The 20,276-nt window shown below is 43.4% G+C and carries 10 protein-coding genes; 4 read left to right on the forward strand and 6 right to left on the reverse strand.

Features of this window, described 5'->3' with window-relative positions:
- Positions 1–80: 80 nt before the first annotated feature.
- From EI162_RS02200 to EI162_RS02225, 6 genes are all read right to left on the reverse strand, one after another.
- On the reverse strand, positions 81–4,550 hold the full coding sequence (locus EI162_RS02200) for a transferrin-binding protein-like solute binding protein (RefSeq protein WP_192522800.1): 4,470 nt from the start codon (positions 4,548–4,550) through the stop codon (positions 81–83).
- 658 nt (positions 4,551–5,208) lie between these two features.
- The gene (locus tag EI162_RS02205; RefSeq protein WP_192522801.1) at positions 5,209–8,937 is read right to left on the reverse strand and encodes a transferrin-binding protein-like solute binding protein; all 3,729 of its coding nucleotides are present in this window, start codon (positions 8,935–8,937) and stop codon (positions 5,209–5,211) included.
- 291 nt (positions 8,938–9,228) lie between these two features.
- Positions 9,229–10,614 (reverse strand): OmpP1/FadL family transporter, encoded by a 1,386-nt coding sequence (locus tag EI162_RS02210; RefSeq protein ID WP_192522802.1) that lies wholly within the window; start codon positions 10,612–10,614, stop codon positions 9,229–9,231.
- Positions 10,615–11,097: 483 nt separating this feature from the next.
- Positions 11,098–12,579 carry an outer membrane protein transport protein gene (locus EI162_RS02215; RefSeq protein WP_192522803.1) on the reverse strand — a complete coding sequence of 494 codons (1,482 nt, stop codon included), beginning with the start codon at positions 12,577–12,579 and terminating at the stop codon, positions 11,098–11,100.
- A 518-nt stretch (positions 12,580–13,097) separates the two neighbouring features.
- Positions 13,098–14,588, reverse strand: coding sequence for an OmpP1/FadL family transporter (locus EI162_RS02220; RefSeq protein WP_192522804.1), 1,491 nt, complete (start codon positions 14,586–14,588; stop codon positions 13,098–13,100).
- A 224-nt stretch (positions 14,589–14,812) separates the two neighbouring features.
- The gene (locus tag EI162_RS02225; protein WP_192522805.1) at positions 14,813–15,073 is read right to left on the reverse strand and encodes a SlyX family protein; all 261 of its coding nucleotides are present in this window, start codon (positions 15,071–15,073) and stop codon (positions 14,813–14,815) included.
- 158 nt (positions 15,074–15,231) lie between these two features.
- Here EI162_RS02225 and EI162_RS02230 point away from each other — a divergent pair, with 158 nt between their 5' ends.
- The 4 genes from EI162_RS02230 to EI162_RS02245 all read left to right on the forward strand — a co-directional run bounded on the left by EI162_RS02230 (position 15,232) and on the right by EI162_RS02245 (position 20,196).
- Complete coding sequence (locus EI162_RS02230) at positions 15,232–17,172, forward strand: ATP-binding cassette domain-containing protein (protein WP_192522806.1); 1,941 nt, start codon at positions 15,232–15,234, stop codon at positions 17,170–17,172.
- A gap of 504 nt (positions 17,173–17,676) precedes the next feature.
- Positions 17,677–18,261: a ubiquinol-cytochrome c reductase iron-sulfur subunit gene (gene petA, locus EI162_RS02235; protein WP_192522807.1), complete on the forward strand. Its 585-nt coding sequence runs from the start codon at positions 17,677–17,679 to the stop codon at positions 18,259–18,261.
- A gap of 7 nt (positions 18,262–18,268) precedes the next feature.
- Positions 18,269–19,489: a cytochrome b gene (locus EI162_RS02240; RefSeq protein WP_413038364.1), complete on the forward strand. Its 1,221-nt coding sequence runs from the start codon at positions 18,269–18,271 to the stop codon at positions 19,487–19,489.
- Positions 19,489–20,196: a cytochrome c1 gene (locus EI162_RS02245; RefSeq protein WP_192522808.1), complete on the forward strand. Its 708-nt coding sequence runs from the start codon at positions 19,489–19,491 to the stop codon at positions 20,194–20,196. Before EI162_RS02240 ends, EI162_RS02245 begins: the two co-directional genes overlap by 1 nt.
- Positions 20,197–20,276 lie beyond the last annotated feature (80 nt).

The raw sequence follows: 20,276 nt of genomic DNA on the forward strand, positions 1-20,276 counted from the left end.
TCCTAAGGGATTTTAGTCGTTTAAGCGAGAAAAAAAGCGCCCTAGGACGCTTTTTCTTTACTCTGTACAGTCACAGCGATTTATTGCTTTTCGGCACCAAAGGTTCCTTGGAATTTAGTACCGGTTCCAGCAACAGTCCCTTTACCCCCTTGGTCTGCAGCATCTTGATAAATACCACCTAAGAACTGTGCATCTTCGCCGTAGAAACCACCAGCGGTATCGATACCATTTTTATTGCCAGCAAAGGTGTTGCCTGTGATGTCTGCATCGATTTTTATTTCATTGCCAGCAGGCATATATTTATAGTCACCATCATCAAACGCTAATGTACCATCAACTGAGCCATTAACGAAGTCAACATTGAAAGCAGAAGTTCCATTCTCTGGCGCAGTAGAAGCGTTATCATCCAGATGAATATTTTCAATATAAGTCGCCATACCATGATACTGAGCTGTACCATCGTTGACATTCTTCAGGTTATCCATACCTGCTTGAGAAGTCAGATAGCCTTCTACATAGACGTTGGCAGCGCGTGAGACATCGCCTGCAGCTGAATCGAAGTTACCATAAACATGACCAACCTGCATTTGTGAATCAAAGTTCTCATAAACAGCGTTATATTTATAAGTTGGATTAAAAGTACCTTTACCTGCATCTACTTTGATTTGGCCACTTGAATTGGTCAAGGACACTTCAATAGGTGTTAGTACAGAGTCAGGCTTGACCATATCGGCACGAACCACACCAGTATTGAAGCTCTTGAAGTTATCACCTTTACGATTATCCACTGGTACTTCAGAACCATTTTCCGTTTTCAGTTCAGTCCAAGCAGATTTATCATCGCGAATTTCAACATAGCCGATAGCATTATCAAGCTGACCTTGGCCAAATGGTAACGTTTTCTCTTTACTACTCAGTGCTGTAGACTGAAACCCTGTCATTTTCGACTCTGTTGGATCTGGCACTACTTCGACCGATGGATCTAGCTTGTTGGCGCCATAAGTGCCTTTGATATAGTTGGTACCTTTGGTTTCTCTTTCGTAGACACCACCTAACAGCCCAGCACCTTTTCCGAAGAAACCACCGACAGTATTGACAGCCGCGCTTTCCTCACTAGCAAAGGTGTTATCAGATATAGTTGCTGCAATATCAACTTGCTTATCAGCAAAATCTAGCTCACCTTTTACTGACTTGGCTACAAAATCAACGTCGAATTTAGAGCTACCATCGACTGCTATTTTCCCACCTTCTACGTAGGTAGCTACCCCTTTATAATTGGCCTTACCTTCATTGACGTTGGTTAATTTATCCATATCTCCAAGGTTGGTGGCATTACCTTGTACGTAGGTAGCAGAAAGATTTCTGTCAAAAGCTATACCATTTTTGACTCTACCGTCGACATGGCCAATTTGCATTTGATCATCGAAGTTTTTATAGACTGAGGTATAATTCAAATCTCGATTGTAAATGATCCCTGTTCTGGAGCCTTGGACATTAACATTGCCTGTATGTACTTTAAAACCATTTTTGTTATTGTCATAAACCTCGTCTTCAGCGCCATTATTAACACCTCTTAGCTCAACGTCTATCGGTGCTAGAACCGCTTTTGAGTCTATCTCATTAGCTCGAATTCTTAGAGTATTGTAGCTAGCAGAGTTATTATCAAAGATTCTATCTGAGGCATCTAAAGAAGTACTCTGAACACCAGAAATCTTAGAGTCTGGTGCACTAAACTGATTGGCAGCTTCTAAAGCTTTTTCTTCTGCCGCTTCAGCTCTAGCGATCGCTTCATCTCTTGAAGTTTCAGCACTAGCCTTAGCTTTTAAGGCATCTTCTTTAGCCTTGTCTGCTTCAGTTTTGGCAGTTTCTGCTGCAGCCTTAGCGTCCTCTGCTACTTTTTGAGCCTGTAGCGCTTTTTCTTTAGCTTCTTTTTGAGCTTGAGCATCACCTATTGCTTGTTCAGCCGCTTTTTCTGCCGACATTTTAGCCTGTTCAGCAGCGACTTGTGCGGCTTGAGCAGCAGCTCTTGCCGCCTCTGCAGTCTCTGCAGCTTGTAACGCTGCGGCTTCCGCGACTTCTGCGGCTTCTGCGCGGGCCAATGCAGCGGCTAGACCACCATCTCCTGTACCAGCATTCGCTAAGGCATCTTCAGCGGCAGCCAAGGCGGCTTGAGCTTTAATAGCATCCGCTTTGGCTTTGTCAGCAGCGGCTTGAGCTGCATTCGCTTGGGCATTAGCATCGGCGATAGCAGCTTGAGCGTTATCAGCATCGGTTTGAGCGTCTGCTGCCGCTTGTTCTGCTGCGGTTTGTTTGTCACTCTTGGCACCATAGGTACCCTGAGCGCCATTACCTTCGTAGACACCGCCTAGGTACTGTCCATCACCGCCAAAGAATCCACCTTCGGTGTTATAGCCAGCATTATCATCAGCGGTACCTGAGAATTGGTTGCCATTGATGCCAGCGGTTAAACCAATCTTACCGGCCTTATCAAAGGTGAGATCGCCTTTGACGTTTTGAGCCACAAAGTCAGCAGTGAATACTGATTTGCCAAATTCGATATCATTACCAATGCCTAGCTGACGATGAGTGGCATCACCTGTGTAACCAACTTTACCGTCGGTTGGCATGTTCGCCGCTTGAGTTGCACTACCAACGACAGCGACGCCATCTACAGGAATTTCAGTGCCTTGGAGTTCTGCGGCACCATCGATGTGAGCAATGCGCATGTCATCACCATAGTCTTTATACACTGAGGTATAAGTTAATGGCAACTCTCCTAAAGCAGTTGTAATAGAAGTACTGTCATCATGGCTTTTGAACCCATTAGCAAGCTCGGTATCTCCTGCACCTGAAATATTGACATCAACTTTAGGTAGTAGATCTCCAGAAGCTACGTCAGCACGAGCTATGACATTATTTTCACCAATCTCAAAATCACGGGTCGTTACTATAAAGTCACTTGGTAAACCCGCAGCTGTTGTACCTACATTAATAGACTGAGCACCTGACTTCTTAGTTTCAGGAGCATTGTTGATTTGTGCGGCAGCTAACGCATCCTTGGCGGCTTGCGTTGCTTGGTTGGCAGCAGCTAACTGTGCTTCGGCGGCGGCAGCGGCATCAGCTTGAGCTTGCTTGGTAGCAATGATTTTAGCATTTGCTGTGTCTAGTGCCGCTTGGCGACGATCCACTTCTGCCTGCAGGGCTTCGGTGTTGCCACCACCTGAGGCCAGTGCGTCTGCTAGGGCTTTTTCGGCGGCAGCTAACTCTTCTTGTGCAGTCGTTAACTCGCCTTTGGCTTTATTGGCTTCGGCTTGGGCTTTTTCTGCCTTTTTCTTTTCAGCTTGGGCTTGGGCTTGGGCAGCCGTTGCTGCTTGCTCTGCGTTTTGTTTGGCTAGTAATGCTTCCTCAGCTTTCTCAGCTTCTAATTTAGCAGTAGCTTCCGCTGCTTCTATACGTGTTTGAGCAGCGGCGGCATCTTCCTCTGCTTTTTCAGCACGTGCCTGAGCGTCTGCCGCCTCTTTTTTGGCAGCATCAATTTGGGTTGCGGAGGCAGTTTTGACAGCGTCAAGTTTGGCTGCAGCTTCTTTAAGGGCAGCATCTGCAGCATCCGCAGCAGCTTTTGCAGCCACTTTTGCAGCAGTAATTGCTTTAGCTTCTGCAGTTTCGAGTGCGTCTTGGGCATCTTTTGCAGCTTTCTTAGCCTCAGCAATCTGGCTCGCTGATGCTTTTTCTATATCTGCAACCTTCTTATCAGCCTCAGTCCTAGCAGCTTTCGCATCTTTAACTGCTTTTGCTGCTTTTTCTTCTGCTGTCTTAGCATTAGCTTGAGCCTTTTTAGTTTCAGCTTCTGCGGCTTTGGTTTTTACTTGCGCTGCTTTTTTCGCCGCTATTTCAGCTTTTAGCGATGCTTCGACCTCTTTAGCCTTGGTTTCTGCTACTGTTGCACGATTATCTGCTGCTTTGGCTTTTTCTTCAGCGGCTTTGACTTTAGCGACTGCATCGGCTGCTGTTTTTTTAGCATCGTCCACTTTTGTCTTAGATGCCTTCGCAGCGGCTTCGATTTTCGTGACAGCCTCCACTCGAGCTGCTTCTGCGGCGGTTTTCGCTTTCGCTGCCTCTTCTTTTGCAGCATCAATTGCTTTTCTTGATGCTTCTGATGCTTTCTCTGATTCTTTACCAAAACCTGCCTCTGCTGCTTTTAAAGCTGCCTCTGCTACTTTGGTTTTTGCTTCTGCTACTTTAAGCGCTTCTTCTGCAGCTTTGGTTTTTGCTTCCGCAGCTTTAATCGTTTTTTCTGCTTCAGTAGTAGTACCAACCCCACCTCCATCAGATCCACTACCGCCTGAACCTTCACCCTCAGCCACTCCTCCAGTTCCGTTATTATCTACTGGGATTGTAGGAGTGGGTTTAGGTGTAATAGCGTTATCTCCACTGCTAGAGGAGCATGAAGCCAAAATAACGGTAGTCAAAATAACCACACTGGCCTTGAGTGGGGTCTTTAGTGTTTTTGCTGTAGATACAGCCGATACTGAATAACGGTTAGGTGACATTCGTCTTCCTCCATGAAGAATTAGTGATATTCTATTATTTAACCCTTGAAGCACAACATAAATCCGGTGCTTTGAATAGATAAACAAATCGCCTACAAAAAGTCAAACTTTATTATTCAAATATTTCTATAGGTAACTTTTAGTTACTAATTAGCTTAAAAACACCTCTTAACCAAGATAAGATGTATCGAAATTATGGACTAAAAATATAGTTTACATCAGACACTATTTTAAATTAATAAATATCCTTGATAAGAATTAGCCCAACAAACCCTTAGAATATCGAATAAAAACAACTGTATACTGAATTAAATAAGCTATTAATCTTTATAGTTATATATCTAAATAAATGTTTTAAATTAAAAAACAGTGTATTGAGCTTGCCTATTTTAGTAAAAACCAACCTATATACTTATAGAATATCTTTTTAAAATTTTGCTCTATCCAGCATCAAAAACCATAGAAACCCTCCTGAAGTTTGATAAATATCACATACTATTACTAAAAACCTGACTTTATAGACAAACATTAGTTTAAAAATACACGGTATATCGTTTTAATCGTTTTATTCTGATAGCTTTGATGTATGAAACATAATTTAAGGCATAAAAAAAAGCACCCTAAGGTGCTTTTCTTATTCAAAAGCTTTCATATTAATTTATTGCTTTTCAGCGCCAAAGGTACCTTGGAAGGTTGTTCCGGTTCCAGGAGTAGTACCCGTTCCTGGTACGCCGTCTTCACCATCAAGTTGAGCTTCTTGGTAGATACCGCCTAAGAAATTAGCATCCTCGCCATAGAAACCACCTGAGGTCTCAACATTACCCTCTCTACCAGCAAAGGTATTACCTTCAATATTAGCCTTAATATCAATATTTTTGTCAATATCAGCAAAGTCTAATTTGCCTGATAAAGAGTTATTGACGAAATCAACGTCAAAATTAGATTCGCCATTGACCACTGGATTGTTTATAGCGCCTGAACCTAAATGAATATTATCCATATAGGTCGCGACACCAGCATATTGAACATTACCATCGTTGATGTTGTTATCAATATTATACTGAGCTTGCTGTTGCATGTAGTCCATATCAGCTTGAGCAGTACTGTTGCCCACTACGTAAACGTTGGCATAACGTGATTTCACACCACCGAATGGATTCTCTTTACGAAGATCTCCGTAAACGTGACCTATCTGCATCTGTGAATTAAAGTTCTTATATACAGAATCATAGTCATATTTTAGTTCAATATCACCAACAATAGATCCAACTTCCTCGAAAGTGACCGTATTCTGACCATCAGATTTCATGAAACCACTATCAGCATCAAAAGCGATATCACTGTCTCTAACGGTTGTAATTGTAGCTGTTTGCTTGAATTTGTTAGGTTTAACAATATCAAGACGGGCTTCAAACTGATCATAGCCTGGCAAGTTATCTATAGTATTATCTTCAACTATGGTCGGCGTCATGTCTTCGCCTTCACCAGTTGTCTCAGTAAAAGTTTCATTGTCTGTAACAAACTGACGGAAACCAATCGCATCCTCAGTACCCAATCCTGATTCGCTACTAATGGTGTTACTCATAACGCCAGTCACATCTTCGTTAGCTGGATCACCAGGATTGACAGGGGGTTCTGGCAACTCTGGCTCTACTGGGGTATCTACGTCGGCTGGTGTACCATCTTTCTCAGCGCCAAAGGTACCTTGCGACTCATTACCTTCGTAGATACCACCGATGTAATTAGCATCTTCACCGTAAAAAGCGCCTTCTGTGTTGTAGTCACCTTTTTTACCTGAGAACTCATTGCCATCAATAGCTCCTTCCAGCGCAATATCACCCGCTTGAGCAAACTTCAGTGTACCGTCGACTTTTTTGTCAACAAAGTCAGCGGTAAACTCTGAGCTACCATATTCAATCTCATTGTCTAAACCGACTTTGCGATTGGTGGCGTCACCTGCATATTCAAACTTACCCTCTGTCGGTAAGGTCGCTGTCTTATTACCCACTACAGCTACCCCATCTACAGGGACTGTAATTGCTCCACCTCCTGCACTGACGGCACCGTCAATATGAGCAATGCGCATCTCACCATTTTCACCAAAGTCTTTATAGACTGAGGTGTAAGCTAGATCGCCTTCTGCTAATACAGTGGCTGTATCCTCGTGAGATTTAAAGCCGTTGGCTGTGTCAATATCATTTTCTCCAGAAACCTTAATGGCTATAGGTTCTGGAACTACACCTTCAAGCGCTAAGTCGGCACGAGCATCGACATCAGAAGTACTACGGATAGCAAAGTCACGAGTTGTTGTTGCTTTAACGCCTTGACCTAGACCGCTTGCATCGACAGATAGATGCTGAACCCCTGATTTCTCTGTTTCGGCTTCAGACTTATATTCATCTGGATTGTTTATTGCATCTAACTTATCTTGCAACTCTTGAGCTTTCTTTTCCGCTGCTGCTGCTTCTGCTGCTGCTGCTGTCGCTCTATCCTCGGCTGCCTTAGTATCTCCTTCCGCCTCCTTTTGAGCGGCTTTAGCTTTTCTAGCTTCTTCTTTGGCTAGGTCTGCTGCTTTGTTAGCTTCGGCTACATCTTCTTTTGCAGCTGACTTTGCAGCTGCCACTTTGGCTGCTGCATCTTTTTCAGCAGCTTCTGCCTCTGCTTTAGCGGCGGCAGCGGTGTTTTTAGCAGCTGCTGCTTCTGACTGAGCTGCCGCGACTTTATCTTGTGCCGCTTTCACTTCTTCTTGTGCTTTTTCTGTAGCTTCCTGGATTGCAATTTTTGCATCTGCTTCGGCTTTCTCAGCTGCTTTCTCAGCCGCTTCTGCTCTATCTAAAGCATCTTGAAGTGCTTCATCATCACCGCCACTACCTGCATTATCCGCAGCTTCTTGGGCTTTCTTTGCAGCTTCTTGGGCTTTTGCAGCGTCAGCCTGGGCTTTTTCTGCAGCGGCTTGCGCTTGTGCCGCTTGATCTTTAGCATTGGCTAAGGCTTCTTCTGTAGCATCTGCCTTTCCAGCCGCTTCTTTAGCATCTTCCTCAGCTTTAATTTGAGCGTCAGATTTCGCTCCATAAGTACCTTGAGCGCCGTTACCTTCGTATATACCGCCTACGTATTGACCATCGCCACCATAGAATCCACCGTCGGTATTATAATCGTCTTTGCTCCCTGAGAACTTATTACCATCAATGTCTGCTTCTAAACCAATGTTCTTATCACTAAAGGTTAAGTCACCTTTGATATTCTTGGCTACAAAGTCAGCGGTGAATACTGAGGTACCAAATTTAATATCTTTATTTTGACCAGTTTCACGATAAGTTGCATCACCCGTGTAACCAACTTTACCTTCTGTCGGCATGTTCTCAGCTTGGGTCGCATTACCCACCACAGCAACACCGTTGACTGGTAACAAACCAGCAGCAGCACCATCAATATGGGCAACTCTTAAGTCATCGCCAAAATCTTTATAGGTTGAGGTATAAACTAGATCGACTTCACCTAATGAAGAAGTATTAACTTTGGTCGTATTTTCAAAAGATTTGAAGCCATTAGATTCCGCTACTACATCGTCGTTATCACCACTAACTTTTAATGCTACCGGATCAGAAACTAAGCCACCTGAAGCTTCATCTGCGCGTGCATCTACTTGGGTTTCATCTGTGATATCAAAGTCACGAGTAGTAGTCGTTAATGCCCCCTGGCCTAAACCAGACGCATCGATACTGATGTGTTGGACACCAGTTTTCACAGATTCTGGAGCATTTTTAATCTCTGCATCCTGTGCTGCATCCTGTGCAGCTTGTTGGGCTGCTTGGGCTGCTGTCGCTTCTGCCTCTGCTTTTTGCTGAGCAGCTTGTGCAGCGGCTTCAGCAGCTTGCGCGTCTGCCTTTGCTTCTTCTGCTAGCTTGGCTTTGCGGTCGGCTTCTTTTTGTAGGGCCTCTGAACCCCCACCATTTGCTAAAGCGTCTTCTAACGCTTTTTCTGCTTCTTCTTGTGCTTTAATAGCTTCTGCTTTGGCTTTTTCAGCCGCAGCGGCGGCAGCTTCAGCCTCTTGCTGAGATTTGATAGCCGCATCTGCTTTTTCTTCAGCTGCTTTTTCAGCGGCAGCTATTTGCTCAGCCGCCTCTTTCTTCGCAGCCTCGGCTTCTTCTCTTGCTTTTTTGGCTTCCTCTTTAGCCTTTTCAGCCTCAGCTTTTGCTTTTTCTAGTGCTGCATCAGTCGCGCCAGGTATTGGGCTGAAGACATCATCAAGATTATAAGAAGGATCGTCAGTTGTATTACAGGCGGCGAGTATCATTGATGTTAAAAGCACAACACTGGCTTTTAAAGGGGTTTTGAATTTTTTAGCTGTCGATACAGCTGAGATTGAATGACGGTTAGGTGACATTCTTCTTCCTCCATGGATGATTGATAGATATTCCTTTATCTACACATTGCCACATTAGTATTTGGGCAATATATATAGATAATAAAACTCAGTTCACTAAGTCAATTTATCAAAATCGAATAACCATTCGTAAAATATAACGCAAGCGTTCATTTTTAAATTATTCGATATTTTTATGCATAATTACTTAGTATCAATAAAATTTTTACGCTTGATAACACTTACCTAACCCATTGGTTAAGTAAGATCTCTTCTAGTATTTATGGTAAAACAACATAGCCAGGTGATAAGTTACTGGCTTTGATAAGAGAGTTTTACACCAGCGATATAACCATCATTGTCTTCGGCTTTACTGACGATACTACCGTTGGGTAGCTGACCTGTTGCATCACCAAATTTCAGATATTTGCCACCGACTGACACGGCCCACTCAGGAGTCACGTTGTATTTCACACCACCACCCAAGCTATAATAACCGTCAATAGTACCCAATGAGCTGACAGGATCGCCTGCACCAGAGTCATAACCAACTGTTACGGAACCCGCTAGCTTTTCATTAAAACGTTTGGCCAAACCAACATCTACTTTCCATTGGTCTTTGTCATAGGATAAAAGTGGTAAACCGTCTGGGTCAGCCGCTTTAGAATAAGCATTATAAAGCGGAGGGACGATAGTGAAATCGCTCCAAGGTACCCAGCGCACATCTACAGTACCTAATAGTTGATACTTCTCACTTAGACCAGTTTGAATATTTAAATTCACTGACTCAGGTGTGGTTACAGTCGCATCGGTCGTTGCATATTCACCAATAGACTGGCCAAGTTCAGAGTCTGGGTCAATATCAAGCTTACCTAACGCTATATCTTTTAGCGGTGATCCTAGTAATGGTACTCTTTCGCCCACTGGGGTTTTATGCTTAATTTCTGAGCGATAAGTTAGTGCCGCATTTAAGGCAATTTCAGGTTTACTATAGGCTAAACCCGCTACCCAACCGTAGTCAGTGTCAGGGTTTACATTGGCATCATAGCCTGTCAATGGGCCGTATGCCTGACCTCGCAGATGCACATCTGCTTTCACTTTTTGCATCACTGGACCACCATATACTTGGAAGCCATTAGCTTTGTAACCAAGCAGCCCTGTCCACGTTTCCGTATGCACACTGACGTTGGTGTTTTTGTCATAGTCTGGATCTAATACTGAAGGGTTGATGACTTCATTAGGAACAGATGTCCCTGACGATGAGTCAGCAATGGTATCTTTGCCTGCTTGAGAAACAAAAGCATTATCCCCAGAGTATTCTACTTCTGCACCAAAAGGCTCGTCATAAAACACACCGATACTGAAATTTTCATTAATGTCAGTTTTTACCCCGTAGCGCATAAAACTATAGGAATCTGGAGTAGCGTTGCCAGTTGACACACCTTTTTCGTAAGCCGCTTCTGTAGAAGTGATACCATTACGAATCTCGTCAGTTGGGGTAACGATAGCACCGGCATTGTCATGTGCTGAAACATCAGTATCGATATAAGCAAAATCAACTTCGGCATAAGTACCAGGGTTAAAGAAGCCTTTGATTTCTTGGCCTGAACGATCGAGGCCAGCGGCTTGTGTTAGTGATGCAGCAGATAGGGTGATAAGGGCTAGAGTGAGCTTAGAAATAGGGAAATTTTGCGACACGTGACATCCTCCATGAATAAAAAAACTGGCAAATAGCTTAGTTACTACAATTTGTCATAACAACTGAAGCTGCTGCAGTGCAATCCTTTGCCAAACGACTTAACTATTGAATGTAATCATCGCTTACGCGACCTTACTTTCATTGTTATCAGACATTACCGCTATGTAAGACAACGTAACTGATTTCAATATCATAATTAAAGTTTGCCACTATAGCAACACCCTTTACGGTTTTGAGAAGACAGATTTATGTTAAGTTAGCTATTACTATAAGGATGGTGATGGGTGATATCTTGCTACTAACTAGACTGGATTAAGCATTTTTTTATTATAAGAACTGACATAAATACCTGATTATTAACATTATTTTTTCTATATATACTTTAAACGAAAAAAAAGCAGCCTATGATAGGCTGCTTTTTTTATTATATATACAAACTTAAAATAACAACAGTTGTTCACTGACTGTTCGGTACTCTCTTACTACTTGATATCTTGATAAGAGAGTTTCACACCAAGAATATAGCCATCATTATCTTGGAAATCACCTACGATCTGCTTAGTCGGTAATTGACCTTTAGCATCACCGAACCATAAGTATTTACCACCGGCTGATACTGCCCAGTTTTCAGTGACATTATATTTTGCCCCCAAACCCACACTATAGTAGCCATCGATAGGTCCTAATGATGTCGTTGGATCACCTGCACCACTATCCCAACCCACTGTACCACTTACCGCTAAAGCTGGTGCTAGACGCTTGGCAAGACCAAGCTCTACTTGCCACTGATCATCATCATAATCCACTAATGGAAGGCCGGTATCATCTTGGGTCGCGTTTTTGCTAATTTCGTTATACAGCGGTGGTACAATTGCAAAGTCACCCCATGGTACCCAGCGAACTTTTGCCGTGGCTAAAGTGGTGGGGTTAATACCTGTTTGGAAGTCAAAGTTTACTGATTTTGGGGTAGTGATTTCCATGGAAGTCGCTTGATTTGCGGCAGCTGGATCACCCGCTAATAAACCTGCTAATGGATAGGATTCAGCGATCTTCATATTATGATCAATCTCTGAACGATAGGTCAAAGCTGCTTTTAAAGCAATTTCAGGCTTGCTATAAGAGATACCTGCTAAATAACCATAATCTTGATCAGGACTGATATGCGAGGTGTAACCTGTGGCAGGTCCGTATGCACTGCCGCGTAATTTTACATCTGCTTGAATGCGCTGAGCGACTGGACCGCCATAAACTTGAAACTCTTTATTAGCACCAAACTTGGCACCTAGAATCGCGGTGATACTTTCAGAGCGCACTTCTACATTTGTGCCTTCGGTATTGGCAAGCTGACTAGCAGCATAACCGTTTAGTCCTTCTAAGGGAGCTAGCTGTTCTTCACCAGCCGCAATTTGTGCTTTACCAGCCTCAATTGTTGGACGTAGAGCGGGTTCGAGTGCTGGGTTTGCTGCAATGGCTGCTTCAGCTTGTTTAACCTGTTCTCTACCTGCTGCGAGATCATCTTGAATAGACTCAACATAAGTATCTAAACCTTCAGCGCTAGTAATTGTTTGCCCTGGCACTTTTCCGTCTAGTTGTGTGGCAATAAGATCATCAATTGCTTCAGTTGGAGCGCCAGTAAAATTATTATCGCCATTATAGGCAGCAGCAGCGCCAAATGGTTCGTCGTATAACACACCGATACTAAAAGTATCGTTAATATCTGTTTTTACGCCATAACGGAAGAAGTCGTAAGATTCGGCAACATCACCTGTGTCATTGCCGTTATTATCAACACCACTAACATCGGCATCGATATAGGTATAGACGGCTTCAGCGTAGGTACCATCTTGTAAGAATGCAGTGACATCTTGACCTGAGCGATCAAGACCAGCAGCATTAGTCATGCTAGCGACAGAAAGAGTAGCGATTGCTACGACAAGAGCTTTTACATGAAAAGTAGCGCGCATTGTGTATCTCCAAACATCCTCGTTGTTTAATCGTCTTCATCATCAATGTTTAGCTTTGTTGCTTAAAACATAAGACTATGTAAACGACGTCCTAAGATGAATAGTAATGACTTTTTAACACTAAAACAACAGTTAAAACACTTTATTTATTATCAATAATTTTATTATAAAGTCGTCAAAAATATCTTTGATAAACAATAGTTTACGTTATTAAGTGTTCATACTGATTACCATACTTTATTACCCAACTTATATCCAATAATAATCAACTTGACCCGAGCAATATAAGACACATAAAACAGATATATGAGTACATTTTTAATTTATAGTACGCACAAAAAAGCGACCCCTAAGGATCGCTTTTTGCTACTCATTCATCAACTTAAAAGTATAGTCATACCATTCACAAAAATTAGAGTAGCAAGGAAAACGAATGTAAGTGCTACGCATTGTAGACTAAACAAGTTTGACACAGCTAATCGTACTTTTTGGGTTTGGTATTAAAATGATAGCCAGTATTACTTCGCTTGATAAGAAAGCTTTACACCAAGAGCAAAACCGTCGTTGTCTTCAAAGTTACTAACGATATTTTTGGTTGGGATTTGGCCTTTAGCATCACCGAACCATAGGTATTTACCACCAGCAGAGACTGCCCAGTTTTCAGTGACGTTATATTTAGCACCAAGACCCGCGCTATAGTAGCCTTCAATAGGACCTAGTGACGTTACTGGATCACCAGCACCACTGTCCCAGCCGATATTACCAGTCACTGCTAACGCTGGCGTCAAACGTTTAGCAAGACCTAACTCTACTAACCACTGATCTTTATCATAGCTTACCAACGGCAAACCAGTGTCATCTTTGGTCGCGTTTTTGCTGACTTCGTTATATAGCGGTGGTACGATTGCAAAATCACTCCACGGTACCCAGCGTACTTTTGCTGTTGCTAGCGTGGTTGGGTTGATACCGGTTTGGAAATCAAAGTTTACTGACTTAGGCGTGGTGATATCAATCTTATTACCCTGTACTGGTTCTTTACCCAGTGCGCCCGCCACAGGATATGTCTCATCAATATTTAAACTGTGGTCAATCTCAGAACGATAAGTCAAAGCAGCTTTTAGCGCAATTTCAGGCTTGCTATAAGAGGCGCCTGCTAACCAACCATAGTCTTGATCACGGCTGATATGGGCTGTGTAACCAGTCGCAGGGCCATAAGCAGTACCACGTAATTTTACGTCGGCCTGAATTTGTTGTGCTACTGGACCACCATAGACTTGGAAGTTTTTGTCTTGGCCAAACTTCATCCCAACGATACCCGTGATACTTTCACTGCGTACTTCAACGTTGGTACTTTCGCCTTTAGTAGCAAGCTCTGCTTCGGCTGCAGCAACTGCGGCACCAAGCGATTGGGCTTGACCTGCCAGCGTTTCTGCTTTTTCTTTTGCCGCTTGCGCTTGAGCAGCAAGTTCTTTAGCCGCTTGCGGTGTGGTAGCAGCTTGCGCTTGTTCTGCTAAATCTGCCGCCAAACCGCCTGCTTGCTGGGCACCTTGGGTCAACTGACCAATCTTTTCACCAGCGTCTGCTTTACTGCTAGCGGCACCGCCTGAAATGGCATTAATAGAAGCTTCAAGATCACCTTGCGCTACAAAGTTGTTATCACCACTATAGTCAGCCGCCGCACCAAATGGCTCGTCATATAAGATACCAACGCTAAACGTGTCGTTGATATCTGCTTTTACACCATAACGGAAAAAGTCATAAGATTCGGCAACGTCATCAACTTTATTACCTTGTTGATACGCGTTTTTATCATTACCAACATAAGCATTATCGTGACCACTAACGTCGCCATCGATGTAAGTGTAAACAGCTTCAGCATATAAGCCGTCTTGTAAGAATGCGGTGATATCTTGGCCTGAGCGATCAAGACCAGCAGCACTAGCGACGCTAGCAATAGAAAGAGCTGCAACAGCAACTGTGAGAGTTTTTAAATGAAAAGTTGCGCGCATTATATATCTCCAAACATCCGCATTGTTTTACTGCTATGCCTATGTTCGCTAAGCAAGCAGTATCCGAGGTGGAGGATAGTAAAGATTTTCGCACAGTAAAACAACTGCAAAAACACATTATTTCGCATTTATGACTAAACAGTCACCAGACAGTACCTTTATGTTTAAATGTGGATATTATTTTACCTAGATTCAAATAAAACGGCTTTATTTTTCATTACCTATCAATAATGCGGCGGTCTGTCTGCCATCACATCAAAAGGGGCGATACCGCTTTCTGTATCTTGATTTTCAACTTGTTCATAAAGTAGCTGCAACTGGCGTTGCAGTGTCTGAATATCTTTATCTTGCCGCGCAATGACGGTATCAAGTCGCTCTACGGTCATCTCTAAATGCGCCATACTCATTTGTAACTCAATGACTTGTTGGGTTTGTAAGTCTGCGTGCGCAGTCGAAACGCTGTCTTGATCGTTGGATTGGCTCATATTCTTCTCTACGTTGTGGTAAATACAATCATTATAAAATCTATAAATAGTATGGATAAAACCATTTACACGCACTACAGTCACGTGGTGGCATGTTATACTGCTGGCAATTTTGCAACAACCCCTTACCTCACTATTATATAAGCTTAAGATACTCTATGGCACTGATACATTTAAAAGATATTCATCTAGCCTTTGGCGTCGCTCCAGTTCTTGATGGCATTGATTTTTCGATCAATGCTGGTGAACGCGTGTGTTTAATTGGTCGCAATGGCGAAGGTAAATCCACCTTATTTAAGCTGATTAATGGCACATTACAGCCTGACAGCGGTGAAATTATCACCAACAGCAGTATGCGCGTGGCGATGCTCGAGCAAGATGTTCCTGAAACCAGTGGACGTATTTTAGATATCGTCATGGGTGGTAGCCGCCGCACCGCTGATTTGCTGATTAACTATAATAAGCAAGTCGACCTATGCGCCAACGGTGATATGGATGCCTGCGAGCATATGGCAACGCTGCAACATGATATCGATGCCGTCCATGGCTGGGATTTAGAACGTGATGCCACCCGTCTGATTACCACGATGGGTCTGGATCCAGAAGATGACTTATCATCATTATCTGGTGGTCGTAAGCGCCGTGTGTTATTGGCGCGCTCTTTGGTCACTAAGCCTGACGTGCTACTACTTGATGAGCCGACCAACCATTTGGACGTTGAAAGCATCGAATGGTTAGAGCGCTTTTTATTAGACTGGCAGGGTTTGACCTTGTTATTTGTCACCCATGATAGAGCGTTTGTAAATAAGCTTGCTACCCGTATCGTTGAGCTAGATCGCGGTCAGTTAACCAGCTATGACGTCACCCAAGGCGCAAAAGGTTACGCACGCTATCAAGAGCTAAAAGAACAGCAATTATTGGCTGAAGAAAAGAACAATGCCAACTTTGATAAAAAACTGGCGCAAGAGGAAGTGTGGATTCGCCAAGGTATCAAAGCGCGTCGTACCCGTAACGAAGGTCGCGTGCGTGAGCTAAAAGCACTACGCGAAGAGCGTAGTGAGCGCCGTGAGCAAGTCGGTAATGTCAATATTACCATGGGTCAAGGCGAGAAAAGCGGCAAGCTGGTCTGTAAAGTTAAAAATCTACACCTACAGTACGATGACCATGTGCTCGTAGATGACTTTAGCACCACGATTATGCGCGGCGACAAAATTGGTATCGTCGGTCCCAACGGTGCTGGTAAAACTACCCTTATCAAAGCCCTACTCGATATGTCAGACGATGATGTGATCAAGACCGGTAACGTTGAGCTTGGCACTAACCTAAAAATCGCTTTCTTTGATCAGCTGCGTGATCAGTTAGATCTAGAAGCCAGTGTGGCGCAAAACGTCTCAGAAGGCTCAGACTTCGTCGATGTCGGTGGTCGTAAGACACACATTATGAGCTATTTGCAAGATTTCTTGTTTGCCCCAGAGCGTGCACGTACGCCCGTCAAGGCATTGTCAGGGGGCGAGCGTAACCGCGTCCTCCTTGCCAAGCAACTATTAAAGCCTGCTAACATTCTGGTACTCGATGAGCCAACCAACGATTTGGATATGGCGACACTTGAGCTATTAGAAGAATCTGTCAGTAGCTTTAACGGTACGATATTACTTATCAGCCATGACCGCTCGTTTATGGACAATGTCGTCACCTCTACTTGGGTGTTCGATACCGATGCAGACGGTAAAGGCATCGTCAAAGAGTACGTCGGTGGCTATCAAGAGTATTTGGTGCAAAAAAACCGTGAGGAAGCAGCAAAGGCGGCCAAAGCACCTGTTAATAACGCCACAAGTAGTAAAGGCGCTAACAAACCAGTAACAGCGAAGCCTAGTAAAACAGTGCAAAAGCTGAATTATAACGAGCAACGCGAACTCGATAATTTACCAAAAGAAATCGCAGCGTTAGAAACAGAACAAACGCAACTAGAAGAAAAACTCGCTGACGGCTCATGGTTTACCCAAGATATAGACGCGGCTACTGCTGCTAGTGAGCGTTTATTGACGATTGAAGAAGAGATGATGAACAAGCTTGAACGCTGGAGCACGCTCGAAGGCTAAAATCAAACAGTGAGCCTTTATCTTGATAACATCGTTACCGTATTTTAATTTTTTTATAAGCAGTTAGTGATTTGACTCAGTTTTAAAAGACATGAAGTAAACACTACTTTGCAGTTTGAAGTAATGTTTATGGATTTACAGCGACTTACAAAGCGGTTAGATACTGAAAGTTAGTGAACATTACCTTAATTTCAAGTATCATTCGCTATTGCTGAATATCCTTATTAATTATAAGGTCATAAAATTTACTATCTTTAATACAGAAACTGATGTTAGACATTGATAATACAGCTGTTTTGACTTGATTGTCATGTTCAACCTTAGAGTATGTTCTATTAAGGTTGCTTTATTTTTAACGCAATAATTTATTTTATCACCGAAATAGCTTAGAATAGCAACAATTAGCAAAATTAGGCACAGCTAAAGTGGCTTGATATTGTATATTTTCTAAGCCACAAACCCAGTGTGGGATAATCCCATTTCATTCACCTGGAGGAAGTATTAATGAGCCAAGCCGAAGGCGTTAATGTACAACGCCGTAGAGTTCTTATTGCCTCAACTGCCGCAATTGGTGCAGCTGGGGTAGCTGCTGTGGCAACACCTTTTGTCCGTTCTTGGTACCCAAGCGCTAAAGCTGAGGCTGCAGGGGCTGCAGTGACCCAAGATATTGGTTCTATCGATGCAGGACAGATGATCGTTGTCAAATACCGCGGTAAACCCATCTTTGTGGTCAAACGCACAGAAGAGATGCTAACGACCTTAGAGTCGGTAAAACCATTACTGTCAGACCCTGATTCTAGTGAATCATTGCAACCTGAATACTGTAAAAACCCAGAGCGCTCTATCTCGCCAGAAGTATTGGTGGTAGAAGGCGTCTGTACCCATTTAGGCTGTGCACCAAACTACCGTCCTGATGTGGGCGCGGCTGACTTGGGTGGTAATGATTGGTACGGCGGATTTTTCTGCCCTTGTCACGGTTCTAAATATGACTTGGCAGGTCGCGTCTATAGTGGCGTTCCTGCACCGCTTAACTTACCTGTCCCAGATTACAATATGGATGGTACCATCTTGACGATTGGGGAGGCTTAATATGAGCATGGGTAAAAAGTTAATGCATTGGGTGGACGCGCGCTTTCCAGCGACTGAAACCTATGAATACCATATGTCAAAGTACTATGCACCAAAAAACTTTAATTTTTGGTACTTCTTTGGCGTGTTATCAATGGTGGTATTGGTCAACCAGTTAGTCACTGGCATTTGGCTGACGATGATGTACAACCCAAGTGCCGAAGGGGCGTTTGCGTCTGTTGAATACATCATGCGTGATGTCAAAGGCGGCTGGCTCATTCGTTATATGCACTCGACTGGCGCATCTGCGTTCTTCGTGGTTGTCTATCTGCATATGTTCCGCGCCTTGCTATATGGTTCATACCAAAAACCACGTGAGCTTATTTGGCTTATCGGTATGGGTATTTACTTAGCGTTGATGGCAGAAGGTTTCTTCGGTTATCTACTGCCTTGGGGCAACATGTCATTCTGGGGTGCACAGGTTATCCTAAACCTACCTGCGGCGCTACCGGTCATTGGTGACGGCCTTGCAGAATGGGTACGTGGTGATTACATCATCTCAGGTATCACGCTTAACCGTTTCTTTGCCCTTCATGTGGTCGCTATTCCGCTAGTATTAGTAGGTTTAGTATTCATGCATTTAGTGGCACTACATCACGTGGGTTCGAACAACCCTGATGGTGTTGACATTAAGAAGCTAAAAGATAAAAACGGTGTACCATTAGATGGTATCGAATTCCATCCATACTATACTGTGCATGACATGGTCGGTATTGTGGTCTTCTTTATCTTGTTCTTTGCAGTGGTGTTCTTCTTCCCAGAAGGCGGCGGTTTCTTCCTTGAGCCACCAAACTTTGAGACAGCAAACTCACTGAAAACACCTGAACATATTGCACCTGTATGGTATTACACTCCTTTCTATGCCATCTTACGAGCCGTTCCTAATAAGCTGGGTGGTGTGATTGCAATGGGTGGTGCGATTGCCGTACTGTTCTTGATTCCGTGGCTCGATAGATCACCTGTGCGCTCTATACGTTACAAAGGTATTTTATCTAAGATTGCATTGGTTATCTTTGCTATTAGCTTTGTAGTATTGGGTTACTTAGGTGCGACACCAGCGACGCCAACAGCAACTATTTTGGCACGTATATTTACTGTCCTGTATTTCTTGTTTTTCTTATTAATGCCATTCTATACGGCTATTGAGAAGTGTAAACAGCCACCAGAACGCGTTACCGGAGGTCACTAATGAGCACGCTAATTAAATCCCTAGCTGGTCTAGGCTTAGGCGCGGCATTAACCTTGACTGCTGGTACGTCGATGGCAGCTAGTTGCGGTACTTTTACCAATGCTGATGGTGTTGTAGAAGATCTGGCTTGTAGCAGCGCTCCTATTGATTTTACCAATAAGGGCTCGCTACAAAACGGTGCGAAGACATTTATGAACTACTGTGCGGGTTGTCACTCAGCCGAGTACGTTCGCCATTCGCGCATCGCTAAAGACTTAGAAATACCGCCTGAACTGGTTGAAAAGTATCTGATGGTGACCACCGATCAAATCGGTGATCATATCAATGCTGAGATTGACCAAGAGGTACAAGCATCATGGTTTGGTGCAGCGCCACCAGACTTATCGCTTGAGACTAGGCTACGTGGTGATGACTGGGTTTATACTTATCTATTATCATTCTATGAAGACCCAAGCCGTCCTTGGGGCGCTAACAACTTAGTGCTGAAAAACGCTGCCATGCCTCACGTTTTGCATAACATGCAAGAAGAGCTAAGCGCAGAAGAATTCGAATCTGAGGTTGGCGACTTGGTAAACTTTATGGCGTGGATGGCTGAGCCTGTTCGTCATGATCGTCAAGTTATTGGTTTCTTTGTTATTTTATTCTTGCTCGTTTTATTAATTCCCGTTTACTTATTGAATAAAGAATTCTGGAAAGATGTAAAATAAATAGACGATAAAAAGCCAGAAATTGATTCTAAGATTAGGCACTACTTCGGTAGTGCCTTTTTTATGTTTTCGATATTTTT

Source organism: Psychrobacter sp. FME6 (genome assembly GCF_014861365.1).
Lineage (GTDB): Bacteria > Pseudomonadota > Gammaproteobacteria > Pseudomonadales > Moraxellaceae > Psychrobacter.